Genomic DNA, 23,327 nt, shown 5'->3' with positions numbered 1-23,327 from the left:
GTCCGGACTCCCGGCCGTCCACAGGCTGTGGACGAGCACGTGGATCGCCTGGCGGGGCAGGGGACGCGCAACCGTATGGGCGGGGGCGGCGGTCTGCGTGATGATCGTCCCATGGCAGACACGGATGAGCAGGTGCAGGTGCAGGTGCAGGAGCAGGAGCAGGGCGAGGTACGGGAGGGCTCCCCGGACGAGGAGCAGGCGGAGCGCCTTCGCCGGATCGGCGCCTGGCGACGGGCCGAGCGGATCCTGGCGCGGCCGCCCGTCGACCGCACCCTCGGGGAGCAGCTGACCGACCTCGCCGCGCACGCCGCGTCCGTCGCCGATCCGGACCAGCCCGCGGACATCTACGGGGACGGCGTCGTCGCCCAGCTGGAGACGCGGGTCGCCGAGCTGCTGGGCACGGAGGCGGCGGCGTTCTTCCCGACCGGGACGATGGCGCAGCAGGTCGCCCTGCGCTGCTGGGCGGGACGCACCGGCAACCCGACCGTGGCGCTGCACCCGCTCGCCCACCCCGAGGTGCACGAGCGGGGCGCACTGGGGGTGGTGAGCGGGCTGCGTACCGTCCACCCGACGTCCGCGCCGCGGCTGCCCACCGCGGAGGAGATCCGCGACTTCGCCGAACCGTTCGGCACGCTGATGCTGGAGCTTCCGCTGCGCGACGCCGGTTTCGTCCTGCCGGAGTGGGAGGAGCTGGAGGCCGTGGTGGCGGCCGCGCGCGAACGTGATGCAGTGGTGCACTTCGACGGCGCCCGGCTGTGGGAGTGCGCCCCCCGGTTCGGACGCGGGCTGCCGGAGATCGCGGCGCTGGCGGACAGCGTGTACGTGTCGTTCTACAAGACCCTCGGCGGGCTGTCGGGGGCGGCGCTCGCCGGTCCCGAGTCCCTGATCGAGGAGGCGCGCACCTGGCGCCACCGGTACGGCGGGCAGCTCTTCCAGCAGTTCCCGGCGGCGCTGGCCGCGCTGATCGGCCTGGAGCGCGAGCTGCCGAAGCTGGCTTCGTACGTCGCGCAGGCGAAGGTGGTGGCCGGTGCGCTGGCCGAGGGGTTCGCGGAGTCCGCGGTTCCGTGGTTCCGGGTGCATCCGGAGCCGCCCCACACACACCAGTTCCAGGTGTGGTTGCCGTACGCCGCGGATGTCCTGACGGAGGCGGCCGTGCGGCAGGCGGAGGAGACGGGCGTGGCGCTCTTCCGCAGGTGGCACCCGGCCGCTGCGGGCCCGCCCGGGATGTCCTTCACGGAGGTCACGGTGGCGGAGGCGGGGCTGGAGTGGACGGGGCGGGATGTGCGGGAAGCAGTGGAGGAGTTCGTGCGGCGGCTGGCCTAGCGGGGGGTGCCGGGGCGTCGGGACCGTTCTGTCATAGAGCGCCGGACGGGCGCGACGGTGGCGCCGGGCCCACTCCTCCGGTCAGCGGGCGCCCCGGTCGTCGGGTCATCCGGTTCCGTCCTCAAACGCCGGACGGGCCGGGGCTGCCGGGCCGGCCGGAGGTGTCCGGCGGGCGGCGGGTGAGGCGTTCTCGCAGGGCCGTTCGCCAGCGGCGGTTCGCCGGGCGGCCTTCGATCACCGCTTCGAAGCGGCGGGCCTCACGGGCCGCCCGCACGACCTCCCGGTCGTGCCGGCCAGGCGGTGGCGGTGGCGCTTCCCCGTGCTGAGCTGCGCGGTAGCTGTCGATCATGTGTTGCTGCATCGCGTCCATGACCTCAGCGTGGGCCCGTCCCGCAGGTCCGGCCCGTTGATTGACAACCACCGTCAAATGGCGCGTGACGCTCTCACCGCACCCCGCACTATGGAGGCGTGAGCGTGAACATCGACATCGCGGGACTGCCGTCCGAACGTATCGTCTTCGAGACCTCGCCCCTCGCCGAGCTGGGGCTGGCTCTGCACGCCCTCTCCGAGCCGGGGCACCATCCCGGCCTGCACGGCTGGGCGACGGCGACCGCCGCCTCGCTGGAGCCCGACCTGGCCGACCGGCTGCACGAGGCCGAGTTCCTGTGGCGCAACACGTTCTCCGACGTCTTCATGCCGTTCGCCGGGGTGCGCGGCGGCGACGGCAGGACCGGGGCGACGCTCGCCGAGGACCTCGACATCCTCGACCGCCTGGACGACGAACGGTTCGTCGCCTCCGCCCTGGAGTTCACCTGCGCCAGCCTGTACGGGACCGGCGCGCCCTCCCCGCTCAGCGACCCGCGGATGCGCGCCCGCGCACTGGACATGGCGGCGGCGCGCGGCCCGCGACAGGTGGAGTTCACCCAGCAGCTGCTGGCCGACCCCGCCCCCGTACGCCGCTGGGTCCGGCGCCTCTTCGAGGACTGCGACGAGGCGTTCTTCGCGGACACCTGGCGCCGGGTCCAGGTCCAGCTGGTCGCCGACGCCCGGCACAAGACGGATCTGCTGCGCCGCAGGGGCGCCGGAGAGGCGCTGGGCGCGGTGTCCGCCGCGCTCTCGCTCGACGGGAGCGGCAACCGGGTCAGCGTCGACAAGATGACCGAGGGCTCGACCACCGCGACCGACCCGTCCGTCGGCGCCGGGCTGACGCTCATCCCGTCCAGTTTCGGCTGGCCGCATCTGATGGTGCTGCACGCACCCGGCTGGCGCCCGGTGATCCACTATCCGGTGCGCCACCCCGAGCTGCCCTCCCCCGCCTCGGTCGAAATGCTCCAGTTGCGGCTGGAGGCGCTGGCCCACCCCATGCGGATGCGCCTGTGCCGCAACCTCGCCCGTTCCCCGTACACCACCGGTGAGCTCGCCGACTCGCACGGCATCACGGCGCCCGAGGTCTCCCGGCATCTTTCGGTGCTGAAGAAAGCCGGTCTGGTCACCACGCGGCGGCGCGGCCGGTACGTACTGCACCAGCTGGACCTGACGGTGGTGGCCCGTCTCGGCAGCGACTTCCTGGAGGGCGTGCTGCGGTGAGTGGCACCGGGCGCCGTGGGCTCGGTCCAGCCGGACGTGCCTGACCCCGATCGGGGTCCGCCGCAGACGGTGGCGCAACCGGCTGTCCCTGTCCGGTGCGGGGCGAGCCCCGTGGGGGCCGCGATGGCCTCGATACGGTCAGCCCGCCCCGGCCCCGCCGGCCCGCACCAGCCCTGTCTCGTACGCGAGGACGACGACCTGCACCCGGTCGCGCAGGCTCAGCTTGGTGAGAATGCGGCCGACATGCGTCTTCACCGTCGCCTCGGACAGCACCAGCCGTGCCGCGATCTCGCCGTTCGACATGCCCTGCGCCACCAGAAGCATCACCTCGCGTTCGCGTTCGGTGAGCTTGCCGATGTCCTTGTGCTGCGGTTCGTTGCCGCTGCTCGGCAACAGGGGCGAGAAGCGGTCGAGCAGTCGCCTCGTGGTGGACGGGGCGACGACCGCGTCTCCGCTGTGCACCGAACGGATCGCGGCGAGCAGCTCGCCCGGCGGCACGTCCTTGAGCATGAAGCCGCTGGCCCCCGCCTTCAGCCCGGAGAAGGCGTACTCGTCGAGGTCGAACGTGGTCAGGATGAGCACCTTGGGCGCATCGGGCAGGCCACAGATGCGCCGGGTCGCCTCGACGCCGTCCAGCCTCGGCATGCGAACGTCCATGAGCACCACATCCACGGCGGTGGAGCGAAGGTTCTCGATCGCCTCCGCGCCGTCGCCGGCCTCGGCGACGACCTCCATGTCCGGCTGGGCTGCGAGCACCATCCGGAAACCGGTGCGCAGCAGCACCTGGTCGTCGACGAGCATCACGCGGATCGCCATGAGGGTCCTTGTCTCCTGTCCTGTCCAGCATGGGACGGTGGGCTAGTGGGCGGGCTTGAGCGGCAGCAGCGCGCTGATCCGGAAACCGCCGCCGGGGCGCGGCCCGGCGTCGAGCGTGCCGCCGACCATGCCGACCCGCTCCCGCATGCCGATCATCCCGTGGCCCGCTCCGTCGGCGCCGCCGTCCTCGTACAGTTCGTGCGCCGCGCCCCGGCCGTCGTCCTCGACCAGCAGCCCGAGCCCGTCGTCGAAGTAGACCAGCCGCACGCTCGCACCGGCGTCCGGGCCACCGTGCTTGCGGGTGTTGGTCAGGGCCTCCTGCACGATGCGGTAGGCCGTCAGCTCGACCCCGCTGGGCAGCGGGCGCGGGGTGCCCTCGATCTTGAAGTCCACGGCCAGGCCGGTCTGCCTGACCTGCTCGATCAGGTCCTCGATCTGATCGACGTCGGGCTGCGGGACGTACTCCCCGCTCTCCCGGGCGTCGCCGGTCCGCAGCACGCCGAGCAGCCGGCGCATCTCGGCGAGTGCCTGCCTGCCGGTGCTGGAGATCGTCTCCAGGGCCTGCCGGGCCTGGTCGGGCGCCGCGTCCATCACGTACGCCGCGCCGTCGGCCTGCACCACCATGACGGAGACGTTGTGTGCGACGACATCGTGCAGTTCACGGGCGATACGGGCCCGCTCGGCGGCCACCGCGACCTTCGACTGCGCCTCGCGCTCCCGCTCAAGACGGGCGGCGCGCTCCTCCAACTGGTCGAAGTACGCCCGCCGGGTCCGCATCGAGTCGCCGAGCACCCAGGCGAGCACGAACGGCACCGTCATGACGATGACGACGAAGACCTCCTGCGCCCAGTTGCCGTGCGACTCGTTCGGCCAGCGCAGCTGTGAGAGACCGGCCGCGCAGAGACTGCAGACCAGCGCGAGCCGGGACGCCCAGCGCTCACCGACCGTGGCCACGGTGAAAGTGACCACCAGCATGGCGAAGTTCGCGACGCTCGGTCCGACGCCGAACACCAGCTGCGCGACGCCCATCGCGACGGCGAGCAGCAGCATCTTCTCCGGTGCCCGGCGGCGCAGCGCAACGACCAGGCAGAGACCGATGGCGATCGGCACGGCGGGGAGCCGCTCCGATCCGCGGCTCGGGTCGGCCACCACGGACACGCCGGAGAGACCGAGGAGGACGACAGCCCAGAAGGTGTCGACGCCCGTCGGGTGTCTGCGGATGAAGTCGTAGAGGCGCTGCACGTAACCCAGCGTAGGGAAGGCCGACAGGTGACCGGGTCAGCCGAAGGGCCGATCCGGTTCCTGGGACCGTACTCCCCAAGGTGGAGACTTGGCTCCGTGACGGATGAGTGGCGTGGGTGGCAGGAGGCGGCAGAGACCGCTTTGTACGGGGACAGGGGGTTCTACCGGAGCCCCGAGGGGCCTGCCGGGCATTTCCGTACCTCCGTGCATGCCTCGCCGCTGTTCGCCGCCGCCGTGGCCAGGCTGCTGGCCGGGACGGCGAAGGAGCTGGGAACGGACCGGGTCGATCTGGTCGACCTGGGGGCCGGGCGGGGCGAGCTGCTGACGGGGGTGCTGGCCGCGCTGCCGGGCATCGCCCCGGCAGGACTCGCGGTACGGGCGTACGCGGTGGAGATCGCAGCCCGGCCACCGGGTCTGGACCCCCGGATCGAGTGGTGCGCCGAGCCGCCCCAGCGGGTGCGGGGGCTGCTGTTCGCCAACGAGTGGCTGGACAACGTGCCGACACCGGTCGCGGAGACCGACGCGGACGGCGTCGACCGGTATGTGCTTGTCCGCACGGCCGACGGCGCGGAACGGCTGGGCGCACCGGTGACCGGGGCGGACGCCGATTGGCTGCGCCGCTGGTGGCCGTCGGCCGGTCCTGGCAGCCGCGCGGAGATCGGGCGGCCGCGCGACGAGGCGTGGGCGCGGGCGGTCGCCGCCGTGTCCGAGGGGCTCGCGGTGGCGGTCGACTACGCCCACGTACGGGAGGCGCGGCCACCGTTCGGGACGCTGACCGGTTTCCGGGCCGGGCGCGAGGTGCGGCCGGTGCCGGACGGCAGCTGCGACCTGACCTCGCATGTGGCGCTGGACGCGTGCGCGGCGGCGGGTGCGGGACGCGGGGTGGAGCCGGAGGTGGTGGATCAGCGGGAGGCGCTGCGGGGGCTGGGGATCAGCGGGGAACGGCCGTCGCTCGCACTCGCCTCGACCGACCCGGCGGCGTATGTGCGGGCGCTGGCGTCGGCCGGCGAGGCGGCGGAACTGACCGCGCGGGGCGGGCTGGGCGACTTCGGGTGGCTGATGCAACGGGTGGGGACGAGCCTGTCGAGCCCGTCCGGCGAGTGACGAGCGGGCTCCGGGGCAACGCCCGGGGGGCAACGCGGCTCGGGGTGCCGGGCGGACGGGCCGGAAAGCCCGGGGCCCGGAGCGCGCTGAGCGGCGCGCAGGGAATACTGGCCGTATGACGGAGACGACGGTCGGCATCGGTGGCGCGGCGGAGAGTACCGACATGGTGCTCAACATCGGGCCGCAGCACCCCTCGACACATGGCGTGCTCCGTCTGCGGATCGTTCTCGACGGCGAGCGGATCCAGCATGCCGAGCCGGTCATCGGCTATATGCACCGCGGGGCGGAGAAGCTCTTCGAGGCTCGCGACTACCGGCAGATCGTGATGCTCGCCAACCGTCATGACTGGTTGTCGGCCTTCTCCAACGAGCTGGGCGTCGTGATGGCCGTCGAGCGGATGCTCGGCATGGAGGTCCCGGAGCGCGCGGTCTGGACGCGGACGCTGCTCGCCGAACTGAACCGGGTGCTGAACCATCTGATGTTCCTCGGCTCGTACCCGCTCGAACTGGGCGGCATCACGCCGGTTTTCTACGCCTTCCGGGAACGCGAGGAGCTCCAGGCCGTGATGGAGGAGGTCTCCGGCGGCCGGATGCACTACATGTTCAACCGGGTCGGCGGTCTCAAGGAGGACCTCCCGGCGGGCTGGCTCGGCCGCGCCCGGCACGCCGTCGCGTCGGTCCGCTCGCGGATGGACGTGTACGACCGGCTGGTGCTCGGCAACGAGATCTTCCGGGGCCGTACCCGCGGTGTCGGTGTGCTGTCCGCCGAGACCGTGCACGCGTACGGGGTGTCCGGGCCGATCGCCCGCGCCTCCGGGGTCGACTTCGATCTGCGGCGTGACGAGCCGTATCTGGCGTACGGGGAGCTGCAGGACACCCTCGAGGTCGTCACCCGCACCGAGGGCGACTGCCTGGCCCGGTTCGAGTGCCTGCTGGAACAGGCCCACAACGCGCTGGACCTGGCGGACGCCTGCCTGGACCGGATGGCCGGGCTGGCGCCCGGTCCGATCAACCAGCGGCTGCCCAAGGTGCTGAAGGCCCCCGAGGGCCACACCTACGCGTGGACCGAGAATCCGCTCGGGATCAACGGCTACTACCTGGTGTCCAAGGGCGAGAAGACCCCCTACCGGCTGAAGCTCCGCTCCGCCTCGTACAACAACATCCAGGCGCTCACCGAGCTGCTGCCGGGCACGCTGGTCGCCGACATGGTCGCGATCCTGGGCTCGCTGTTCTTCGTCGTCGGCGACATCGACAAGTAACCCCGCCGCCGACCGCCGTGAGAACAGGCCCTACGAGATCGCGCTGCGCAGCTCCACGACGTCCAGTTGCTCCGTCTCGTCGTGCGCCGTCAGGTCGATGACCTTGCCGACGGCCCGGTTCCGGGCCGTCCCCGTGCGGTGCGCTGCCAGCGCCTCCTCACCCACCACGTCCGCGAGGTCCTCGTTCTGCACGGACTCGATCGCGGCGCGCGCCTTCTGTGTACCGAAGAAGTCGAAGCTGCCCTGCGGCACCGGATGACGGCGGGAGGCGGCGTACGGAACGACCGTGCTGGCGGCCGGGACGGCGCGCGGCGCGGGGAGCGCGGTGGACGGGCGGGCCGGAGGCAGGGCGGCCGACGGGCGGTGGTGCTGCTCGGCGTCGGCCGCCGCGTGCTTCCCCTTGCGCTCCTCCGCCTCCTGGGCGCGCTCCGCGAGATCGCGCTTCCTGGCCTGCTCGGCGGTGCGGCGGGCCTCCTGGAGGGCGGCGTTGCGGGTGAGGTCCTGGAGGGCCTGGGCGGCACGCGCATACGCGGCCGGTGTCGGCGTGGAGCGGGCGGCGGGCAGCTCCCGGGGCGAGGCGGCCGCTTCGAGCGCGAACTGCCTGCGCCCCTCCAGCGCGCTGGCCCGCTCGGTCTCGGCGTTGGCGTAACGGCGCAGCAGTGCGGCGTGCTCGCCGCGCAGACCGGCGAGCTCCACACGCTTGCGGCGCAGCTTCGTCTCCAACCGGACGCGCAGGGCCCGCGACTCCTCCAGGTCGGCCTCGAGCTCCGCGATGCGCTCCTCGGTCTTCCATGCGTCGCTGGCGCGGGCACGCATCAGCTCCGCGACGCGGCGGCCGGCCTCCCGGTCCCAGGAGCGCATCAGATACGCACCGGTGACGGCGGCGGCCGCAGCGGCGGCGACCAGTCCGCGCAGGACCAGGGGCTCGGCGAGAAACCAGGCGCCCGCGGCACAGACGACCGACGCTCCGGCGACGACCGAAGGCGGAAGGATTCTGTGCAGAGGTGGCGAATGGCGATGGCGTCCACGTGGCATGGCCTGAAATTTACCGTGTGTACGGGTCACTTGGGAGGCCGCCCGGCAATCTGTTCCCCGCCGGTTACCTGACGGCTTACCCGGCGGCCCCGAAGCGGTCCCTTCCTACTTCTTGATCAGACCTTTCGACCGCAGATAGTCCTTGGCCGCGTCGGCCGGCTTGGCACGCTCGGCGTCGACCTTGCGGTTCAGTTCCGCAAGGTCCTCGGTGGTGAGCGTCTTGGTGAGCTTGCCGAGCGCATCGGCAATGTCCTGCGCTCCGGCGTCCTTGGCATTGAGAACCGGAACGACGTTGTCCGCGTTCTGGAGCTTCTTGTCGTCCTCCAGGAACACCAGGCCGAAGCTGTCCAGCACCGCGTCCGTGGTGGTCGTGAGGACCAGCTGGTCCTTGCCGTCCTTGACGGCCTGCTTGGACTGCGGGGTGCCGACTCCCTTCGGGTCGATACCGGTGACATCAATGCCGTAGGTCTTCTTCAGACCCGGTGCGCAGAAGGGCCGCACCTCGCACTCGTCACCCGCCGCGATCTTCACCTCCAGCTTGGACGCACCAAGATCCGAAAGGGACTTGAGCTTGTTCTTGTCGGCGAATTCCTTGGTCACCGCGAACGCGTTCTGGTCGACCGCTTCGCCGTACGGGAGCACCTTCAGTCCGCGCGGAGTGGCGAGCTTCTCCAGCGCGGCGGTGGTGGCCGCCGCGTCACCGGAGGCGACCGGGTTCTTCTCGGCCGCCGTCGCGCCGTTCGCCTTGGCGTTGAGGAATTCGGCGATCGTCGCGGCGTATTCCGGTACGACGTCGATCTCGCCCTTCTCCAGGGACGGCTCGTACAGTTCCCGGTTCTTCACCGTGGTGACCGATGTGCTGTATCCGGCGTCGCCGAGGATCTGTGCGTACAGCTCGGCGAGCACCTTGGACTCGGTGAAGGCCGCGGCGCCGACGACGAGCGAGCCCTTCTTCCCGGCGTCACCGGACCCGGCGGAGCCGCCCTTGTCCTTCTCCAGGCTGTCGCCGCCGCAGGCGGCGAGCGAGCCGGTCAGGGCGACCATGCCGATGACCGCGCCCGCTATGCGCGAGGTCTTGCTCATGATGTTCTCCGTCCACAGCAACAGGGCTGATTACGAGGCGTGTCGGGCAAATCGGATGGGCCAGGCGGTCCGGCGGCGACGGAGCGGCGACAGGGCCCGGTCCAGCCCCACCAGCACGGCCTCCACCGCCAGGGCGAGCACGGCGACGAGCAGCGCGCCCGCGACCACCTGCGGTGTGTTGTACGTGTTGAACCCGGCGGTGATGATGCGGCCGAGCCCGCCCTGGCCGACCATGGCGGCGATCGTCGCCGTGGCGATCACCTGGACCGCCGCCGAGCGCAGACCGGTCATGATCATCGGGTAGGCGAGCGGGAGCTCGACCCTTACGAAGAGCTGACTGCCGGACATCCCCATGCCGCGCGCCGCCTCGGCCGCCGAACGGTCCACCTCCGTCATCCCGACGTAGGCGTTGGTCAGCAGCGGCGGCACGGCGAACAGGACCAGCGCGATGATGGTCGGCACATATCCGGCGTTGCGCAACGGCGACACCATGAACAGGGCCAGCACCGCGAAGACCGGGATCGCCCGCCCCGCATTGGAGAGGTTCACGGCCAGCGCGCCGCCCTTCCCGATGTGCCCCAGGTACAGGGCGACCGGCAGCGCGATCGCGCAGGCCAGCGCGAGCGACACTCCGCTGACGTACAGATGCTCGCCGAGCCGGTGCCCCGCCCCGCTCTCCCCCGACCAGTTGGCGCCGGTGGTCAGCCAGGTCCAGGCCTCGCCGAGTACTCCCATGGGTCAGACCGCCTTCACCTTGGCGACCGCGCCCACGGCGTCGCGCGTCGCGCGTATGCGGGTCCAGGGCGTCAGCAGCCGTTGCACCCCGAGCAGCAGCAGGTCCGCGACCACCGCGAGCAGCACGCAGAGCACCGAAGCGGTGAGCACCTGCGCCTTGAAGAAGCTCGGCAGGGCGTCCTCGATGAGGTTGCCGAGGCCGCCTCTGCCGACGATCGAGCCGACCGTGGTCAGCGCGACGGTGGAGACGGTGGCGATCCGGACCCCGGCCATCACCGCGGGCAGGGCGAGCGGGAGTTCGACCTCCCACAGGAGCCGGCCCGGCCCGTATCCCATGCCCTTCGCGGCGTCCTTCGCCTCCTGCGGCACGGCTTCGAGCCCGGCCAGGATGTTCCGTACGAGAATGGTCAGCGAGTACAGCACCAGGCCGGTGACGACCAGTGCCGCCGAGAGCCCGAACAGCGGCAGCAGCAGCGAGAACATCGCCAGCGACGGCACGGTGTAGAGCACCGTCGTCAGTCCGAGCACCGGCCCCGCGATCCGCCGGCTGCGGCGCGCGAGCAGCGCCAGCGGAAATGCCACCAGGATTCCGATCACCACCGAGACAGCGGTGATCCAGATGTGCTGAACGGTCGCATCGGTCAACTCCTGGCTGCGGGAACGGAGATACTCACCGCAGATCCAGTCGTTCGTCACCAGGCAGTTCTGTCCGGCCATCCGTCCCCCCACCTCCCGTTCGCCGGTCCGCACTGACGTCTGGCGACCCTATCCCCGACTACTGACAATCGCCGAGGCCGTTGTATTCCAGCAACATGTCCTTCACAGAACACGCGCCACAATGGGGAACCATGATCCGTTTCGAGCACGTCACCAAGCGGTACGCCGACGGCACGACCGCAGTCGACGACCTTTCCTTCGAAGTGGCCGAGGGTGAACTGGTCACGCTCGTGGGGCCGTCCGGCTGCGGCAAGACCACCACCATGAAGATGGTGAACCGGCTGATCGAACCGACCGAGGGGCGGATATTCCTCGACGGGGACGACATATCCGCCATCGACCCCGTCCGGCTCCGCCGTGGTATCGGCTATGTGATCCAGCAGGTCGGGCTGTTTCCGCACAAGACGGTGCTGGAGAACACCGCGACGGTTCCTCATCTCCTGGGCTGGAAGCGGGAAAAGGGCCGCGCGCGGGCCGCCGAACTCCTCGACCTCGTCGGACTTGATCCTTCCGTTTATGGTGACCGATATCCGGACCAGCTCTCCGGCGGTCAGCGCCAACGCGTGGGAGTGGCAAGGGCGCTGGCCGCGGATCCGCCGGTACTGCTGATGGACGAACCTTTCGGAGCGGTCGACCCGGTGGTCCGTGAACGGCTGCAGAACGAATTCCTCAAGCTCCAGGCCCAGGTCCGGAAAACCGTGTTGTTCGTCACGCACGACATCGAGGAAGCCGTCCGGCTCGGCGACCGCATCGCCGTCTACGGACAGGGCTCCATCGAGCAGTTCGATTCCCCCGCGACCGTGCTCGGCGCCCCCGCCACCCCGTACGTCGCGGACTTCGTCGGCGCCGACCGCGGCCTCAAGCGGCTCTCCGTGACCCCCATCGAGGAGGGCGACCTCGACCAGCCGCCCGTCGTCCACCTGGACGACCCGCTCTCCCGGGCGACCGAGCGGCTGCGCGCCGAGGGCGCGCGCTGGGCCGTCGTCCTGGACGCCGACGACCATCTGCACGGCTGGATCCCGGCCGGCACCGCCCTCACCGAGACCAAGGGCGCGGTCCGCGAACACGCCCGCCGCATGGAGGCGTGGCTTCCCGTCGGCGCCCCGCTCAAGCAGGCGTTCGCCACGATGCTGCAGCACGACGCGGGCTGGATCGCGGTCATCGACAAGGAGAGCACCGGCCGGTTCCTCGGAGTGCTCACCCCTGCCCGCCTCCATGAGGCACTGCGCCGCTCGATCGACGCGGACGCCCAGGACCTGCCGCGCGCCGACGTGGAGGTGGAGACGGTGGCCAGGGCAGGCTCGCTCTGAGCCGGGGGTACGCGCCGGGCTTCCCCACGAGCCTTCCGCAACCGGTCAGTTCTCGCTGAGCCGGCTGCTCATCCACTCCAGCGCCGAAGGGATCTCCCGCCGCCAGGTGTTGAAGTTGTGCCCGCCGCTGTTCAGCACGATCGAGGACACCTCGGCGGGCGCCTTCACCTTCGCCATGAACCTCCGCGTGCTCCGGTAGTTCCCCTCGCCCTGCCGGGACGTCGTCACCAGGAACGACGAGTCGGGCTGGGGCAGATGGTCCAGGCTCCACAGCAGGTTCGCGCGCTTGCGCTCCGCCCGGTTCCCATGGAAGAGATCACCGGTCGTCGGGTCCTCGGCCGCCTTGTAGTACGCGGAGAGACCGGCGCTCGCCACGAACCTGTCCGGGTGGTGCAGACCGATCTTCAGCGCGCAGTACCCACCGGTCGAGTTGCCGATGATGCCCCAGTTCCGCGCCCGCTTCCCGATCCGGTACGAGTCCGAGATCGCCTGGGGCAGATCCTTCGCGAAGAACGTCTCGGTCTGCGGCCCGCCCGCTATGTCCACGCACTCGGTGTCCCGCGGCGGCGCGACCGTGGGCCTCAGCATCACCAGGATCATCGGCTGTGCCCGTCCGGCTCTCACGCGGTCGAGTGCGGTGCGTGGGTACGCAAGGCCCTTCAGAAGGTTCTCCGCGGTGCCCGGATAGCCCGTGAGGACGACGACCGCGGGGAACTTCCGGTTGGCGTACTCCGACTGGAAGTACTCCGGCGGCAGATACACGTACGCCGAACTCTCGATCTTCGACCGCCGCCCCGCGATGACGACCTTGTCGATCCGGCCGCCCGTCGTGGGGCGCGAACCACCGGGGACGTCCAGCCGCTGTATCCCGACCCGGACGATGTTCTTCGACGCCAGGGTCCCGGCCGCCCGGTCCGTGACCACGCCCAGGTCCTGCTGCCCGCCGAGGAGATCGGCCCAGGAGCCGTAGAACTGGAAGGCGTTGTTGGCCATCAGGCCGGCCGAGGTGAAGACCATCACCTGGGTCGCCAGCAGGAAGCCGACCCGGCCGAACACCGCGGACGCACTGCGGCGGGCCAGTCTAGGCCAGGTCAAGACCGTGGCAGCGAACAGAATGACGGCCAGCGCAATGGCCAGGGTCAGAACCGTCTTGCTGGTGAGCCCCATGATTGGGTGAGCCTTCTTGTCAGGAAATTTCCGGGATGCCGGTGAACCCACCGCCCGGAAGCCTCGTCCTAGAGGTCGCACATCGTCCGGAACGCTTCGGCCGACGGACTCAAAAATCTCTCGCGGAGCCACGGGAAGCGATGTCTATCACGCTAGATGAGGATAAAACGGGATCGGTTCCGAAAGCTGTGCGCAAGTTCGTACGCGGACCGCGCCCCGAATCCGTACCGACACTCGTCGGCACCTCCTGCACTCTCGTCGGCCTGATCGACGTCGCCGCAGGGGTGTTCCCACGTTTCCGGCACAGCCGGATGCACACGCTCGCCGAAGTCCTTCCAGGAGCCCTCGGCCCCTTCGCCGCCGCGCTGTCGCTGAGCGCGGGCGTCCTGCTGCTGCTCCTCGCCCACGGCCTCAGGCGGCACAAACGGCGGGCCTGGCGCGCCGCCGTGGTCCTGCTGCCGGCCGGTGCCGCCGCGCAGTTCGTCTACCGGCACTCGATCCTCGGCACCCTCGTCTCCCTCACGCTCTGCTACCTGCTGGTCCGGCACCGGAGCGAATTCGCCGCGCTCCCGGACCCGCGCAGCCGCTGGAGGGCGCTGGCCAACTTCGTTCTCCTCGGGGCTGGTTCACTCGGCCTGGGGCTGATCATCGTCTCCGTCCACCCCGGCCACGTCGTCGGAAACCCCTCCATCGCCGACCGCCTCCAGCACGTCCTGTACGGGCTGTTCGGCTTCGAGGGACCCGTCGAGTACGCCGGAGTGACCTCCTGGACCGTGGCGTACTCGCTCGGCGCCCTCGGTCTGCTGACCGCCGTCACCACCATCTACCTCGCGTTCCGCCCCGAACATCCGGCCGCCCGGCTCACCGAGGAGGACGAGGTCCGGCTGCGGGCACTCCTCGACAAGCACGGCGGCCGCGACTCGCTCGGCCACTTCGCGCTCCGCCGCGACAAGGGCGTCGTCTTCTCCCCCAGCGGCAAGGCAGCCGTCTGCTACCGCGTGGTGTCCGGGGTGATGCTGGCCAGCGGCGACCCGATCGGCGACGTGGAGGCCTGGCCGGGCGCCATCGAACACTTCATGGACGAGGCCAAGGCGCACTCCTGGACCCCCGCGGTGATGGGCTGCAGCGAGACGGGCGGCGAGGTCTGGACCCGTGAAACCGGGCTCGACGCGCTGGAACTCGGCGACGAGGCGGTGGTGGATGTCGCGGATTTCTCGCTCGCCGGGCGCGCGATGCGCAACGTGCGCCAGATGGTGAAGCGCATTGAGCGGGGCGGTTACGAGACCCGCGTCCGGCGGGTCCGCGACATAGGCGAGGCCGAGCTGGCCCGCATCCGACGGGCCGCCGCCGACTGGCGCGGCACCGATACCGAACGCGGCTTCTCCATGGCTCTCGGCCGGATCGGCGACCCGGCCGACGGCGACTGCATCATCGCCACCGCCCACAAGGCCGACGAGCACACCGCCGACTCCCCGTACGGCGATCTGAAAGCCGTGCTCCACTTCGTCCCGTGGGGCACGGACGGCATGTCCCTGGAGCTCATGCGCCGCGACCGCGCCGCCGACCCCGGGATGAACGAGCTGCTGATCGTCGCCTCCCTGCACGACGCGCCCCGGCTCGGCATCGAGCGGGTCTCGCTGAACTTCGCGATGTTCCGCTCGGCGCTCGCCCGCGGCGAGAAACTGGGCGCGGGTCCGGTGCTGCGGGGCTGGCGCGGGCTGCTGATCTTCCTGTCGCGCTGGTTCCAGATCGAGTCGCTGTACAAGTTCAACGCCAAGTTCCGGCCCCGCTGGGAGCCCCGCTTCGTCGTCTACCGCTCCAGCCGCGACCTGCCACGGATCTCGTTCGCCGCAATGCAGGCCGAGGGCTTCGTCAACGTCGGGCTGCCCCGTCCCTTCGCCCGTCGTTTCCCGGCCGCCCGGCCCCGTCCCTGCGCCCACGCACCGGGTCCCGGGCCGGAGCGCGGGGCCAGCGCGGCGTAACACCGCCCCGTACGGGCCTACGCTGGTCGCATGAGTACGTTGCGTGGACGAGGCACGGTCCAGGGCCTGCCGGAGTGGGACCGCTGTGCGGTCATGGGTGTCGTCAATGTGACCCCCGACTCCTTCTCCGACGGAGGCCGCTGGTTCGACACCACGGCTGCGATCAAGCACGGCCTCGACCTGGTCACCGCAGGCGCCGACCTGGTCGATGTCGGCGGCGAGTCGACCCGCCCCGGCGCCAGCCGGGTGGACGAGGCCGAGGAGCTGCGGCGCGTGATCCCGGTCGTCCGGGGGCTGGCCCAGGAGGGCGTCACGGTCTCCGTGGACACCATGCGGGCGCGGGTCGCCGAACAGTCCGTCGCCGCAGGTGCGGCCCTGGTCAACGATGTGAGCGGCGGGCTCGCCGACCCGGACATGATCCCGGTCGTCGCCGCCGCCGGAGCGCCGTTCGTGGTCATGCACTGGCGCGGCTTCAGCAAGTCGATGAACAGCCGTGCGGTGTACGAGGACGTCGTCGCGGAGGTCGTCGCGGAGCTGCGTACGCGGATGGACGCGGTGGTCGCGGGCGGTGTCGCCCCGGAACGGATCGTGGTCGACCCCGGCCTGGGCTTCGCCAAGGACGCCGCCCACGATCTCTCCCTCGTCGCCCACCTCGACGAGCTGCGCGCGCTGGGCCGCCCCCTGCTGGTCGCCGCCTCCCGCAAGCGGTTCCTCGGTCATGTGCTGGCCGGTGAGGGCGCCGCACCGCCGCCCGCCCGGGAACGCGACGCGGCCACCGCGGCGATCTCCGCCCTCTCCGCCCAGGCGGGCGCCTGGGCGGTCCGGGTCCACGAGGTCCGGGCGACCGCCGACGCCGTCCGGGTCGCCCGCGCCGTCGAGGGAGCCGCGTGAGCGACGACCAGGAACAGGTGGCAGCCGACATCGCGGCGGTCGAACAGGCCAACACCGCCTTCTACGAGGCGATGGAACGCGGCGACCTGGACGAGCTCTCCGGGCTCTGGCTGCCCGGCGAGAACCTCACCATCTCCTGCGTCCACCCCGGCTGGCCGGTGCTCAGCGGGCGCGGCGAGGTACTGCGCAGTTACGCCCTGATCATGGCGAACACCGAGTACATCCAGTTCTTCCTGACGGATGTCGGGGTCTCGATGACCGGGGACACGGCCCTCGTCACCTGCACCGAGAACATCCTCAGCGGGGGCCCCGCGGAGGACGGCGGCAAGCTCGGACCGCTGGTCGGCCAACTCGTCGTCGCCACCAATGTGTTCCGCCGCACCGAGGACGGCTGGAAGCTCTGGTCGCATCACGGGTCCCCGGTCCTGACCGAGTCCGAGGACGACGAAGAGGACGAGTCGCCCTCCTGACCCCGCCGGAAGGGCACGCTCCCCGGACGGATACGCCCCTGAGGGGATTGGACTCCGGGCTACGGGGTAGGAGACGCGCTTACCAGCCCCGCACGGTCCCGTCCATAGCCCCCGCGGGTGAGCACTGTCCGTGCTCGCAGGTAGATTCGAAACCAGGGCACCTTGCCGTCCGCACGCGGCCCCGTGTCTCTACGACCAACGACAGCAGGAGTGATTCGCGTGGATCGTGTCGCGCTGCGCGGCCTCAAGGCCCGTGGGAACCATGGCGTCTTCCCCCGGGAACGGGAAGAGGGCCAGACCTTCATCGTCGACCTGGTTCTCGGCCTCGACACCCGTCCTGCGGCAGCCGCCGACGACCTGACGAAGACCGTGCACTACGGCGTGGTCGCGGAGGAGGTCGTCGGCATCGTGCAGGGAGAACCGGTCGATCTGATCGAGACGCTCGCGGAGCGCATCGCCCAGAAGTGCCTGGGACACAAAGGCGTCGAGGAGGTCGAGGTCGTCGTGCACAAGCCGGATGCGCCGATCACCGTCCCGTTCGACGATGTGACCATCACCATCACCCGGAGCCGAGCATGACAGCATTTTCCACCGAGGGGCAGAGCGACCCGACCGTACAGCCGGTGCCCGCCTCCGTGGTCGCGCAGGTCGACGCGGCGGACATCACCCTCTCCAACCCCAAACCGGCCGTGATCTCGCTCGGCTCCAACCTCGGCAACCGCCTGGAGACCCTGCAGGGCGCCATCGACGCCCTGGAGGACACCCCCGGCCTCCGGGTCAAGGCGGTCTCCCCGGTGTACGAGACGGAGCCGTGGGGCGTCGCGCCCGGCTCCCAGCCGTCGTACTTCAACGCGGTGATCGTGGTGAAGACGACGCTGCCCCCGTCCTCCCTCCTGGAGCGCGGCCAGGCCATCGAGGAGGCCTTCGACCGCGTCCGCGAGGAGCGCTGGGGCCCGCGCACCATCGACGTGGACATCGTGGCGTACGCGAATGTGGTCTCCGACGACCCGGTGCTGGCCCTCCCCCACCCCCGGGCCCACGAGCGTGCCTTCGTGCTCGCCCCGTGGTACGACGTCGACCCCGAGGCGCAGCTGCCCGGCCACGGCCCGGTGGCCGAGCTGCTCGGCACGATCGGCCGCGACGGCGTACGGCCCCGGGCCGATCTGGAACTCCGCCTGCCCGAGTAGTCGTTAGGCTCGGGGCAGGTCCGCACAGGACACGGAACAGACAGCCGGACAGACGGGCGGACGGCCCGGCCGGCCGGCGGCGAAGGGCGGCTTTCTCGGTGAAGCAACTACGGCTCGGGGTATTGGCCGGACTCTTCGCCGCGGCCGGCGTGCTGTCCTGGGGCGGTGCGCGCCTCTGGGACTCCCTCGCGACCCTGCCGAGCGTGCCCGTCGCCGCGCCCATCGTGCTCGCGGTGATCGCCGTCATCCTGCTCGCGACGGCGCTGTCCATCCGCTCCCGGCTGCGCGCACAGCGGGAGCGCCGCCCCGGCGCGAAGGGCGTCGAGCCGCTGATGGCCGCCCGCGCCGTGGTCTTCGGCCAGGCCAGCGCCCTGGTCGTGTCGCTGGTCGCCGGCATGTACGGCGGAGCCGGTGTCTTCCTGCTCGGCTCGCTCGACATCCCGGCCCGCCGCGACCAGGCGATCTACGCCGGTTTCGCGGTGCTGGCCGGGATCGGGGTGGTCGCCGCCGCCCTGTTCCTGGAGCGCGTCTGCAAGCTCCCGGAGGACAAGGACGACGACAAGAACGCCGCCTCCACCTGACGCTCCGCCCCCGTCCGGTCCACCGACACCGCCTCCGGGGCCTCAGCGGGCCATGATCAGGCTCATCGCCTCGGCGCGCGTCGCGGGGTCGCGGAGCTGGCCGCGTACCGCCGAGGTCAGCGTCTTCGCCCCGGGCTTGCGGATACCGCGCATCGACATGCACATGTGCTCGCACTCCACGACGACGATGGCTCCGCGCGGCTCCAGGATCCTCATCAGTGAGTCGGCGATCTGCGTGGTGAGCCGCTCCTGGACCTGCGGGCGCCGGGCGTAGACGTCGACCAGCCGAGCCAGCTTCGACAGGCCGGTGATCTTGCCGGAGGTCGCCGGGATGTACCCGACATGCGCGACCCCGCGGAACGGCACCAGGTGGTGCTCGCAGGTCGAGAACACCTCGATGTCCTTGACCAGCACCATCTCGTCGTGGCCGAGATCGAACGTGGTCGTCAGGACGTCCTCGGGCTGCTGGCTCAGGCCCCCGAATATCTCCTTGTACGCCCGCGCCACCCGTCCCGGCGTCTCACGCAGCCCCTCCCGGTCCGGGTCCTCCCCGACGGCGAGGAGAAGCTCACGCACAGCGGCCTCGGCCCGCTTCTCGTCGAACTCACCGATCGAACCCTGGCCGTCCAGCGTCACCGGGTCGGTCATCTGTGCCTCGTTCCTTCAGCTGTCACCTGCGCGGACATCGCGCAGACATGCAAAAAGCCGCGCCCCCACAGGCTAAAACCTGGGGGGCGCAGCATCCATTCCGGGTCGGTGGACCCCCGTGACGGGGGTCACACCGGGGTCCGTACTAGCTCTCGGGACGGTCCTCAGGGATCGCCTCGGTGGCCGCGGCGGTGTCCGTCGGGGTCGACCCGTTGGCGGTGGTGACGCCGTTGGTGAGGGCGAGTTCCTTCGGTGAGAGCACCGGCGGCCGCGTCGACGGCGTACGCCGTGCGGAGCCGGTCCACGCCGGGCGGGCCGGACGCTTCACGATTCCGGCGAAGATCTCGGCGATCTGCTCCTTGCCGAGGGTCTCCTTCTCCAGCAACTGGAGAACCAGGTTGTCGAGAACGTCGCGGTTCTCGACGAGGATCTCCCACGCCTCGTTGTGCGCGGTCTCGATGAGCTTCTTGACCTCTTCGTCGACGAGCGCCGCGACCTCTTCCGAGTAGTCGCGCTGGTGGCCCATCTCCCGGCCCACGAAGGGCTCGGTGTTGTCGCCGCCGAACTTGATCGCGCCGAGCCGCTCCGTCATGCCGTACTGCGTGACCATCGCGCGGGCCGTGGCACTGGCCTTCTCGATGTCGTTCGCGGCGCCGGTGGTCGGGTCGTGGAAGACCAGCTCCTCGGCCGCGCGCCCGCCCAGCATGTAGGCGAGCTGGTCGAGCATCTCGTTGCGCGTCGTGGAGTACTTGTCCTCCTCCGGCAGCACCATCGTGTAACCGAGGGCGCGGCCGCGGGAGAGGATCGTGATCTTGTGCACCGGGTCCGAGTTGGGGGAAGCCGCCGCGACCAGGGCGTGTCCGCCCTCGTGGTACGCGGTGATCTTCTTCTCCTTGTCGGACATGATCCGGGTCCGCTTCTGCGGGCCCGCCACGACGCGGTCGATCGCCTCGTCCAGCATCTCGTTGTCGATCAGCTTCTTGTTGCTGCGCGCCGTGAGGAGCGCCGCTTCGTTCAGCACGTTCGACAGGTCGGCACCGGTGAAGCCGGGCGTACGACGGGCCACGGCGCCGAGATCGACGTCCGGGGCGACCGGCTTGCCCTTCTGGTGCACCTTGAGGATTTCGAGACGGCCCTGCATGTCCGGCCGGTCGACCGCGATCTGCCGGTCGAAACGGCCCGGGCGCAGCAGCGCGGGGTCGAGGATGTCCGGCCGGTTGGTGGCGGCGATCAGGATGACGCCGCCCTTCACGTCGAAGCCGTCCATCTCGACGAGCAGCTGGTTCAGGGTCTGCTCGCGCTCGTCGTGACCACCGCCGAGACCCGCACCGCGGTGCCGGCCGACGGCGTCGATCTCGTCGACGAAGACGATCGCCGGGGCGTTCGCCTTGGCCTGCTCGAACAGGTCACGGACCCGGGAGGCACCCACACCGACGAACATCTCGACGAAGTCGGAACCGGAGATCGAGTAGAACGGGACGCCCGCCTCGCCCGCGACGGCGCGTGCGAGCAGCGTCTTGCCCGTACCGGGAGGCCCGTACAGCAGGACGCCCTTGGGGATCTTCGCGCCGACGGCCTGGAACTTCGCCGGCTCCTGGAGGAACTCCTTGATCTCGTGGAGTTCCTCGACGGCCTCGTCCGACCCCGCCACATCGGCGAAGGTCGTCTTCGGGGTGTCCTTGGTGATCAGCTTGGCCTTGGACTTGCCGAACTGCATGACCTTGGAGCCGCCACCCTGCATCTGATTCATCAGGAACAGGAAGACGACCACGATCAGGACAAAGGGCAGCAGCGAGAGAAGGATCGAGACAAACGGGGACTGCTTCGACGGCGAGACGGTGTAACCCTTCTCGATGTCACCGCTCTCGAACTTCTTCTGCAGCGTGTCGGCGAGCTGAACACCCTGGTCACCGATGTAGCTCGCCTGGAACTTGCTGCCGGACTCGCCCGAGAGTTTCTGGCCGCCCTTCAGCTCGATCTTGAGGATTTGTTCGTCGCCGGTGGTCAGCTTGGCCTGTTCCACCTGGTTCTTGCTGATCGCCTGGATCACCTTGCCGGTGTCCACCGTCTTGTAGCCGCCCGACGAGCCGACGACCTGCATCAACACGACCACGGCGAGGACGGCCAGCACGATCCACATGACCGGCCCACGGAAGTATCGCTTCACGTCCATCCATACGGAGCGAAGTCGCCCCGTCCCTCCTGCCCGTAGGTAAATGCTGCTGTGAGAAAAGACTGTTCTTCGGACGGTACCCCAGCATTGTCACTTGCGGCCGCCTGGGCCGTCTGTCAAACCGTCCTTCAAAGGCTCCAACGGCGGGAACCCGTCAGGGGTTCCCGGAGGCGCGCCCGGGTCGGGTGCGGGCCGGAGGAGGTCTGCGGCGCGTTCAGCCGCCGTAGACGTGCGGGGCGAGCGTGCCGACGAAGGGCAGGTTGCGGTACTTCTCCGCGTAGTCCAGCCCGTAACCGACGACGAACTCGTTGGGGATGTCGAACCCGACCCACTTGCAGTCGAGCGCGACCTTCGCCGCGTCCGGCTTGCGCAGCAGGGTGCAGATCTCCAGGCTGGCGGGTTCGCGGGAGCCCAGGTTCGACATCAGCCAGGACAGGGTCAGGCCCGAGTCGATGATGTCCTCGACGATCAGGACGTGCTTGCCCTTGATGTCGGTGTCCAGGTCCTTGAGGATCCGGACGACACCGGAGGACTGGGTGCCCGCTCCGTACGAGGAGACGGCCATCCAGTCCATCGTGACGGGGGTGGACAGCGCGCGCGCGAGGTCCGCCATCACCATCACGGCGCCCTTGAGGACGCCGACGATGAGCAGGTCCTTGCCCGCGTACTCCGCGTCGATCTTCGCGGCCAGCTCGACGAGCTTCGCGTCGATCTCTTCCTTGGTGAGGAGCACCGACTGAAGGTCGGTGCCCATGTCCTTCTCGTTCACCCACGTCTCTTTCTTTGCCTGCCCGGTCCGGAGTGGTGCCCCGGCCGTGCGCGGCCGCTCGCCTGCATGTCAGCCGCTTGTGCTTCAGCTCTGCCGAATCACCAGTCTGCCACCCTGGCGCCGGGCTTCGACGCGGCCGGGCAGGTTGATGGCCTGCTGGCCGCGCCAGCCGGTGATCAGCCGGTCGACTTCCTCGATGTGGCGGGCGAAGAGAGAACCGGCCGGAGCGCCTGCCTCTATGGCCGCCCGGCGCAGCACCCGACGGCGTACGGCGGGGGGCAGCGCGAACAGCTTGGCGCAGTCCAGCTGCCCGGCGTCGTCCCGTACGGCGGTGTCGGCCTCGGCGGCCCAGGTGTCCAGGGCGTCGGCGTCGTCGCGGGAGAGCTGCGCGGTACGGGCCAAGGCCTCGACGACGCCTTTGCCGAGGGCCTTCTCCAGGGCGGGCAAGCCCTCGTGGCGCAGCCGGGAGCGGGTGTAGGCGGGGTCGACGTTGTGCGGGTCGTCCCAGACGGACAGGGACTGGACCAGGCACGCCTTACGGGCGGTCTGCCGGTCGAGCTGCAGGAAGGGACGGCGATAGCGGCCGGCCGGGCCGGAGGCGGCGGCCATGCCGGAGAGCGAGCGGATGCCGGAGCCGCGGGCGAGGCCGAGCAGGACGGTCTCCGCCTGGTCGTCGCGGGTGTGGCCGAGCAGGACGGCGGCGGCGCCGTGGCGCTCCGCCGCGGCGTCCAGGGCGGCGTAGCGGGCCTCGCGCGCGGCGGCCTCGGGTCCGCCGTCGCGGCCGACGTGCACGGCGACGGCCTCCACCGGGTCGAGGCCCATGGCGGCGAGGCGGGCGACGACCTCGGCGGCGCGGACGTCGGACCCGTCCTGGAGGTTGTGGTCGACGGTGATGCCGCCGGCCCGGACGGCGAGTTTGCGGGCCTCGAAGGCGAGGGCCGAGGCGAGCGCCATGGAGTCGGCGCCGCCGGAGCAGGCCACCAGTACCAGCGGGGCGTCGGGGCGTCCGGGGAGCGCGGGGCGCCGCCTGCCCGGGCCGGCTTCGGCGAGCTCGGGGCGCGGGGCGCGTTCGGTGCGTTCGGTGCGTTCGGCGAATTCGTTCAGTACGTCGTGGAGTACGCGGCGGACCGCCAGGCGTATCGCCGCGACCGCAGGATGGGGACCCATGTCCGGTGCCCTTCGTGAAGTTTTGGGAGTGCCTCGGAGCGGCGGGACGGGAAGAGTGCCGTCACCCGGAGTGCGTCGATGG

Annotated in this window: 23 protein-coding genes; 11 read left to right on the top strand and 12 right to left on the bottom strand. The window is 70.6% G+C overall.

The window, feature by feature from the left end; all coding sequences use genetic code 11:
* Positions 1–111: 111 nt before the first annotated feature.
* Positions 112–1,323 (top strand): threonine aldolase family protein, encoded by a 1,212-nt coding sequence (locus AB0I23_RS16010; protein ID WP_359109782.1) that lies wholly within the window; start codon positions 112–114, stop codon positions 1,321–1,323.
* Between the two features lie 121 nt (positions 1,324–1,444).
* On the opposite strand, the gene AB0I23_RS16005 is transcribed toward AB0I23_RS16010, so the two are convergent.
* On the bottom strand, positions 1,445–1,693 hold the full coding sequence (locus AB0I23_RS16005) for a hypothetical protein (protein WP_359109780.1): 249 nt from the start codon (positions 1,691–1,693) through the stop codon (positions 1,445–1,447).
* 104 nt (positions 1,694–1,797) lie between these two features.
* On the opposite strand from AB0I23_RS16005, the gene AB0I23_RS16000 reads away from it, so the two are divergent.
* Positions 1,798–2,910 carry a DUF5937 family protein gene (locus AB0I23_RS16000; protein ID WP_359109824.1) on the top strand — a complete coding sequence of 371 codons (1,113 nt, stop codon included), beginning with the start codon at positions 1,798–1,800 and terminating at the stop codon, positions 2,908–2,910.
* Positions 2,911–3,048: 138 nt separating this feature from the next.
* Here the strand turns inward: AB0I23_RS16000 and AB0I23_RS15995 are convergent, their stop codons facing one another.
* Together AB0I23_RS15995 and AB0I23_RS15990 are read right to left on the bottom strand one after the other, a co-directional pair.
* Complete coding sequence (locus tag AB0I23_RS15995) at positions 3,049–3,726, bottom strand: response regulator transcription factor (RefSeq protein WP_359109779.1); 678 nt, start codon at positions 3,724–3,726, stop codon at positions 3,049–3,051.
* 42 nt (positions 3,727–3,768) lie between these two features.
* On the bottom strand, positions 3,769–4,968 hold the full coding sequence (locus AB0I23_RS15990) for a sensor histidine kinase (protein WP_359109778.1): 1,200 nt from the start codon (positions 4,966–4,968) through the stop codon (positions 3,769–3,771).
* Positions 4,969–5,064: 96 nt separating this feature from the next.
* Between AB0I23_RS15990 and AB0I23_RS15985 the strand changes: the two genes are divergently transcribed.
* Positions 5,065–6,072 carry an SAM-dependent methyltransferase gene (locus AB0I23_RS15985; protein ID WP_359109777.1) on the top strand — a complete coding sequence of 336 codons (1,008 nt, stop codon included), beginning with the start codon at positions 5,065–5,067 and terminating at the stop codon, positions 6,070–6,072.
* A gap of 115 nt (positions 6,073–6,187) precedes the next feature.
* Positions 6,188–7,330 (top strand): NADH-quinone oxidoreductase subunit D, encoded by a 1,143-nt coding sequence (locus AB0I23_RS15980; RefSeq protein WP_359109776.1) that lies wholly within the window; start codon positions 6,188–6,190, stop codon positions 7,328–7,330.
* A gap of 30 nt (positions 7,331–7,360) precedes the next feature.
* Here AB0I23_RS15980 and AB0I23_RS15975 read toward each other — a convergent pair whose 3' ends face one another.
* From AB0I23_RS15975 to AB0I23_RS15960, 4 genes are all read right to left on the bottom strand, one after another.
* Positions 7,361–8,365, bottom strand: coding sequence for a hypothetical protein (locus AB0I23_RS15975; protein WP_359109775.1), 1,005 nt, complete (start codon positions 8,363–8,365; stop codon positions 7,361–7,363).
* 105 nt (positions 8,366–8,470) lie between these two features.
* Positions 8,471–9,448, bottom strand: a complete 978-nt coding sequence (locus AB0I23_RS15970; RefSeq protein ID WP_359109773.1) for an ABC transporter substrate-binding protein — start codon at positions 9,446–9,448, stop codon at positions 8,471–8,473.
* 30 nt (positions 9,449–9,478) lie between these two features.
* Positions 9,479–10,183 (bottom strand): ABC transporter permease, encoded by a 705-nt coding sequence (locus tag AB0I23_RS15965; protein WP_359109772.1) that lies wholly within the window; start codon positions 10,181–10,183, stop codon positions 9,479–9,481.
* 3 nt (positions 10,184–10,186) lie between these two features.
* On the bottom strand, positions 10,187–10,900 hold the full coding sequence (locus AB0I23_RS15960; protein ID WP_359109771.1) for an ABC transporter permease: 714 nt from the start codon (positions 10,898–10,900) through the stop codon (positions 10,187–10,189).
* A gap of 131 nt (positions 10,901–11,031) precedes the next feature.
* Between AB0I23_RS15960 and AB0I23_RS15955 the strand changes: the two genes are divergently transcribed.
* The gene (locus tag AB0I23_RS15955; protein WP_359109770.1) at positions 11,032–12,210 is read left to right on the top strand and encodes an ABC transporter ATP-binding protein; all 1,179 of its coding nucleotides are present in this window, start codon (positions 11,032–11,034) and stop codon (positions 12,208–12,210) included.
* 45 nt (positions 12,211–12,255) lie between these two features.
* Here AB0I23_RS15955 and AB0I23_RS15950 read toward each other — a convergent pair whose 3' ends face one another.
* Positions 12,256–13,377: an alpha/beta hydrolase gene (locus AB0I23_RS15950; protein ID WP_359109769.1), complete on the bottom strand. Its 1,122-nt coding sequence runs from the start codon at positions 13,375–13,377 to the stop codon at positions 12,256–12,258.
* 140 nt (positions 13,378–13,517) lie between these two features.
* Between AB0I23_RS15950 and AB0I23_RS15945 the strand changes: the two genes are divergently transcribed.
* The 6 genes from AB0I23_RS15945 (at position 13,518) to AB0I23_RS15920 (ending at position 18,488) form a co-directional block, all read left to right on the top strand.
* On the top strand, positions 13,518–15,359 hold the full coding sequence (locus AB0I23_RS15945; protein WP_359109768.1) for a phosphatidylglycerol lysyltransferase domain-containing protein: 1,842 nt from the start codon (positions 13,518–13,520) through the stop codon (positions 15,357–15,359).
* A gap of 30 nt (positions 15,360–15,389) precedes the next feature.
* Positions 15,390–16,250 (top strand): dihydropteroate synthase, encoded by an 861-nt coding sequence (gene folP, locus AB0I23_RS15940; RefSeq protein ID WP_436846939.1) that lies wholly within the window; start codon positions 15,390–15,392, stop codon positions 16,248–16,250.
* On the top strand, positions 16,247–16,720 hold the full coding sequence (locus tag AB0I23_RS15935) for a nuclear transport factor 2 family protein (protein WP_359109767.1): 474 nt from the start codon (positions 16,247–16,249) through the stop codon (positions 16,718–16,720). The genes folP and AB0I23_RS15935 overlap by 4 nt, the downstream gene beginning before the upstream one ends.
* A 219-nt stretch (positions 16,721–16,939) precedes the next feature.
* Positions 16,940–17,299, top strand: coding sequence for a dihydroneopterin aldolase (gene folB / locus AB0I23_RS15930; protein WP_359109766.1), 360 nt, complete (start codon positions 16,940–16,942; stop codon positions 17,297–17,299).
* Positions 17,296–17,907 carry a 2-amino-4-hydroxy-6-hydroxymethyldihydropteridine diphosphokinase gene (folK, locus tag AB0I23_RS15925; protein WP_359109765.1) on the top strand — a complete coding sequence of 204 codons (612 nt, stop codon included), beginning with the start codon at positions 17,296–17,298 and terminating at the stop codon, positions 17,905–17,907. The genes folB and folK overlap by 4 nt, the downstream gene beginning before the upstream one ends.
* 98 nt (positions 17,908–18,005) lie before the next feature.
* Positions 18,006–18,488 (top strand): DUF3180 domain-containing protein, encoded by a 483-nt coding sequence (locus AB0I23_RS15920; RefSeq protein WP_359109764.1) that lies wholly within the window; start codon positions 18,006–18,008, stop codon positions 18,486–18,488.
* Positions 18,489–18,530: 42 nt separating this feature from the next.
* Here AB0I23_RS15920 and folE read toward each other — a convergent pair whose 3' ends face one another.
* The 4 genes from folE to tilS all read right to left on the bottom strand — a co-directional run bounded on the left by folE (position 18,531) and on the right by tilS (position 23,245).
* A complete protein-coding gene (folE, locus tag AB0I23_RS15915; protein WP_037691010.1) occupies positions 18,531–19,136 on the bottom strand; it encodes a GTP cyclohydrolase I FolE in 606 nt (201 codons plus the stop codon).
* 145 nt (positions 19,137–19,281) lie between these two features.
* Positions 19,282–21,309 carry an ATP-dependent zinc metalloprotease FtsH gene (gene ftsH / locus AB0I23_RS15910; RefSeq protein ID WP_359109763.1) on the bottom strand — a complete coding sequence of 676 codons (2,028 nt, stop codon included), beginning with the start codon at positions 21,307–21,309 and terminating at the stop codon, positions 19,282–19,284.
* Between the two features lie 214 nt (positions 21,310–21,523).
* Positions 21,524–22,063, bottom strand: coding sequence for a hypoxanthine phosphoribosyltransferase (gene hpt / locus AB0I23_RS15905; protein WP_072487175.1), 540 nt, complete (start codon positions 22,061–22,063; stop codon positions 21,524–21,526).
* A 99-nt stretch (positions 22,064–22,162) separates the two neighbouring features.
* On the bottom strand, positions 22,163–23,245 hold the full coding sequence (gene tilS, locus AB0I23_RS15900) for a tRNA lysidine(34) synthetase TilS (RefSeq protein ID WP_359109762.1): 1,083 nt from the start codon (positions 23,243–23,245) through the stop codon (positions 22,163–22,165).
* Positions 23,246–23,327: the final 82 nt, after the last annotated feature.

Source organism: Streptomyces atratus (assembly GCF_040655115.1).
In the GTDB taxonomy this organism is placed as follows: Bacteria; Actinomycetota; Actinomycetes; order Streptomycetales; family Streptomycetaceae; genus Streptomyces; species Streptomyces atratus_D.
Note: the sequence above shows the minus strand (reverse complement) of the source record. Positions and strands in the feature narration are given on the sequence as shown.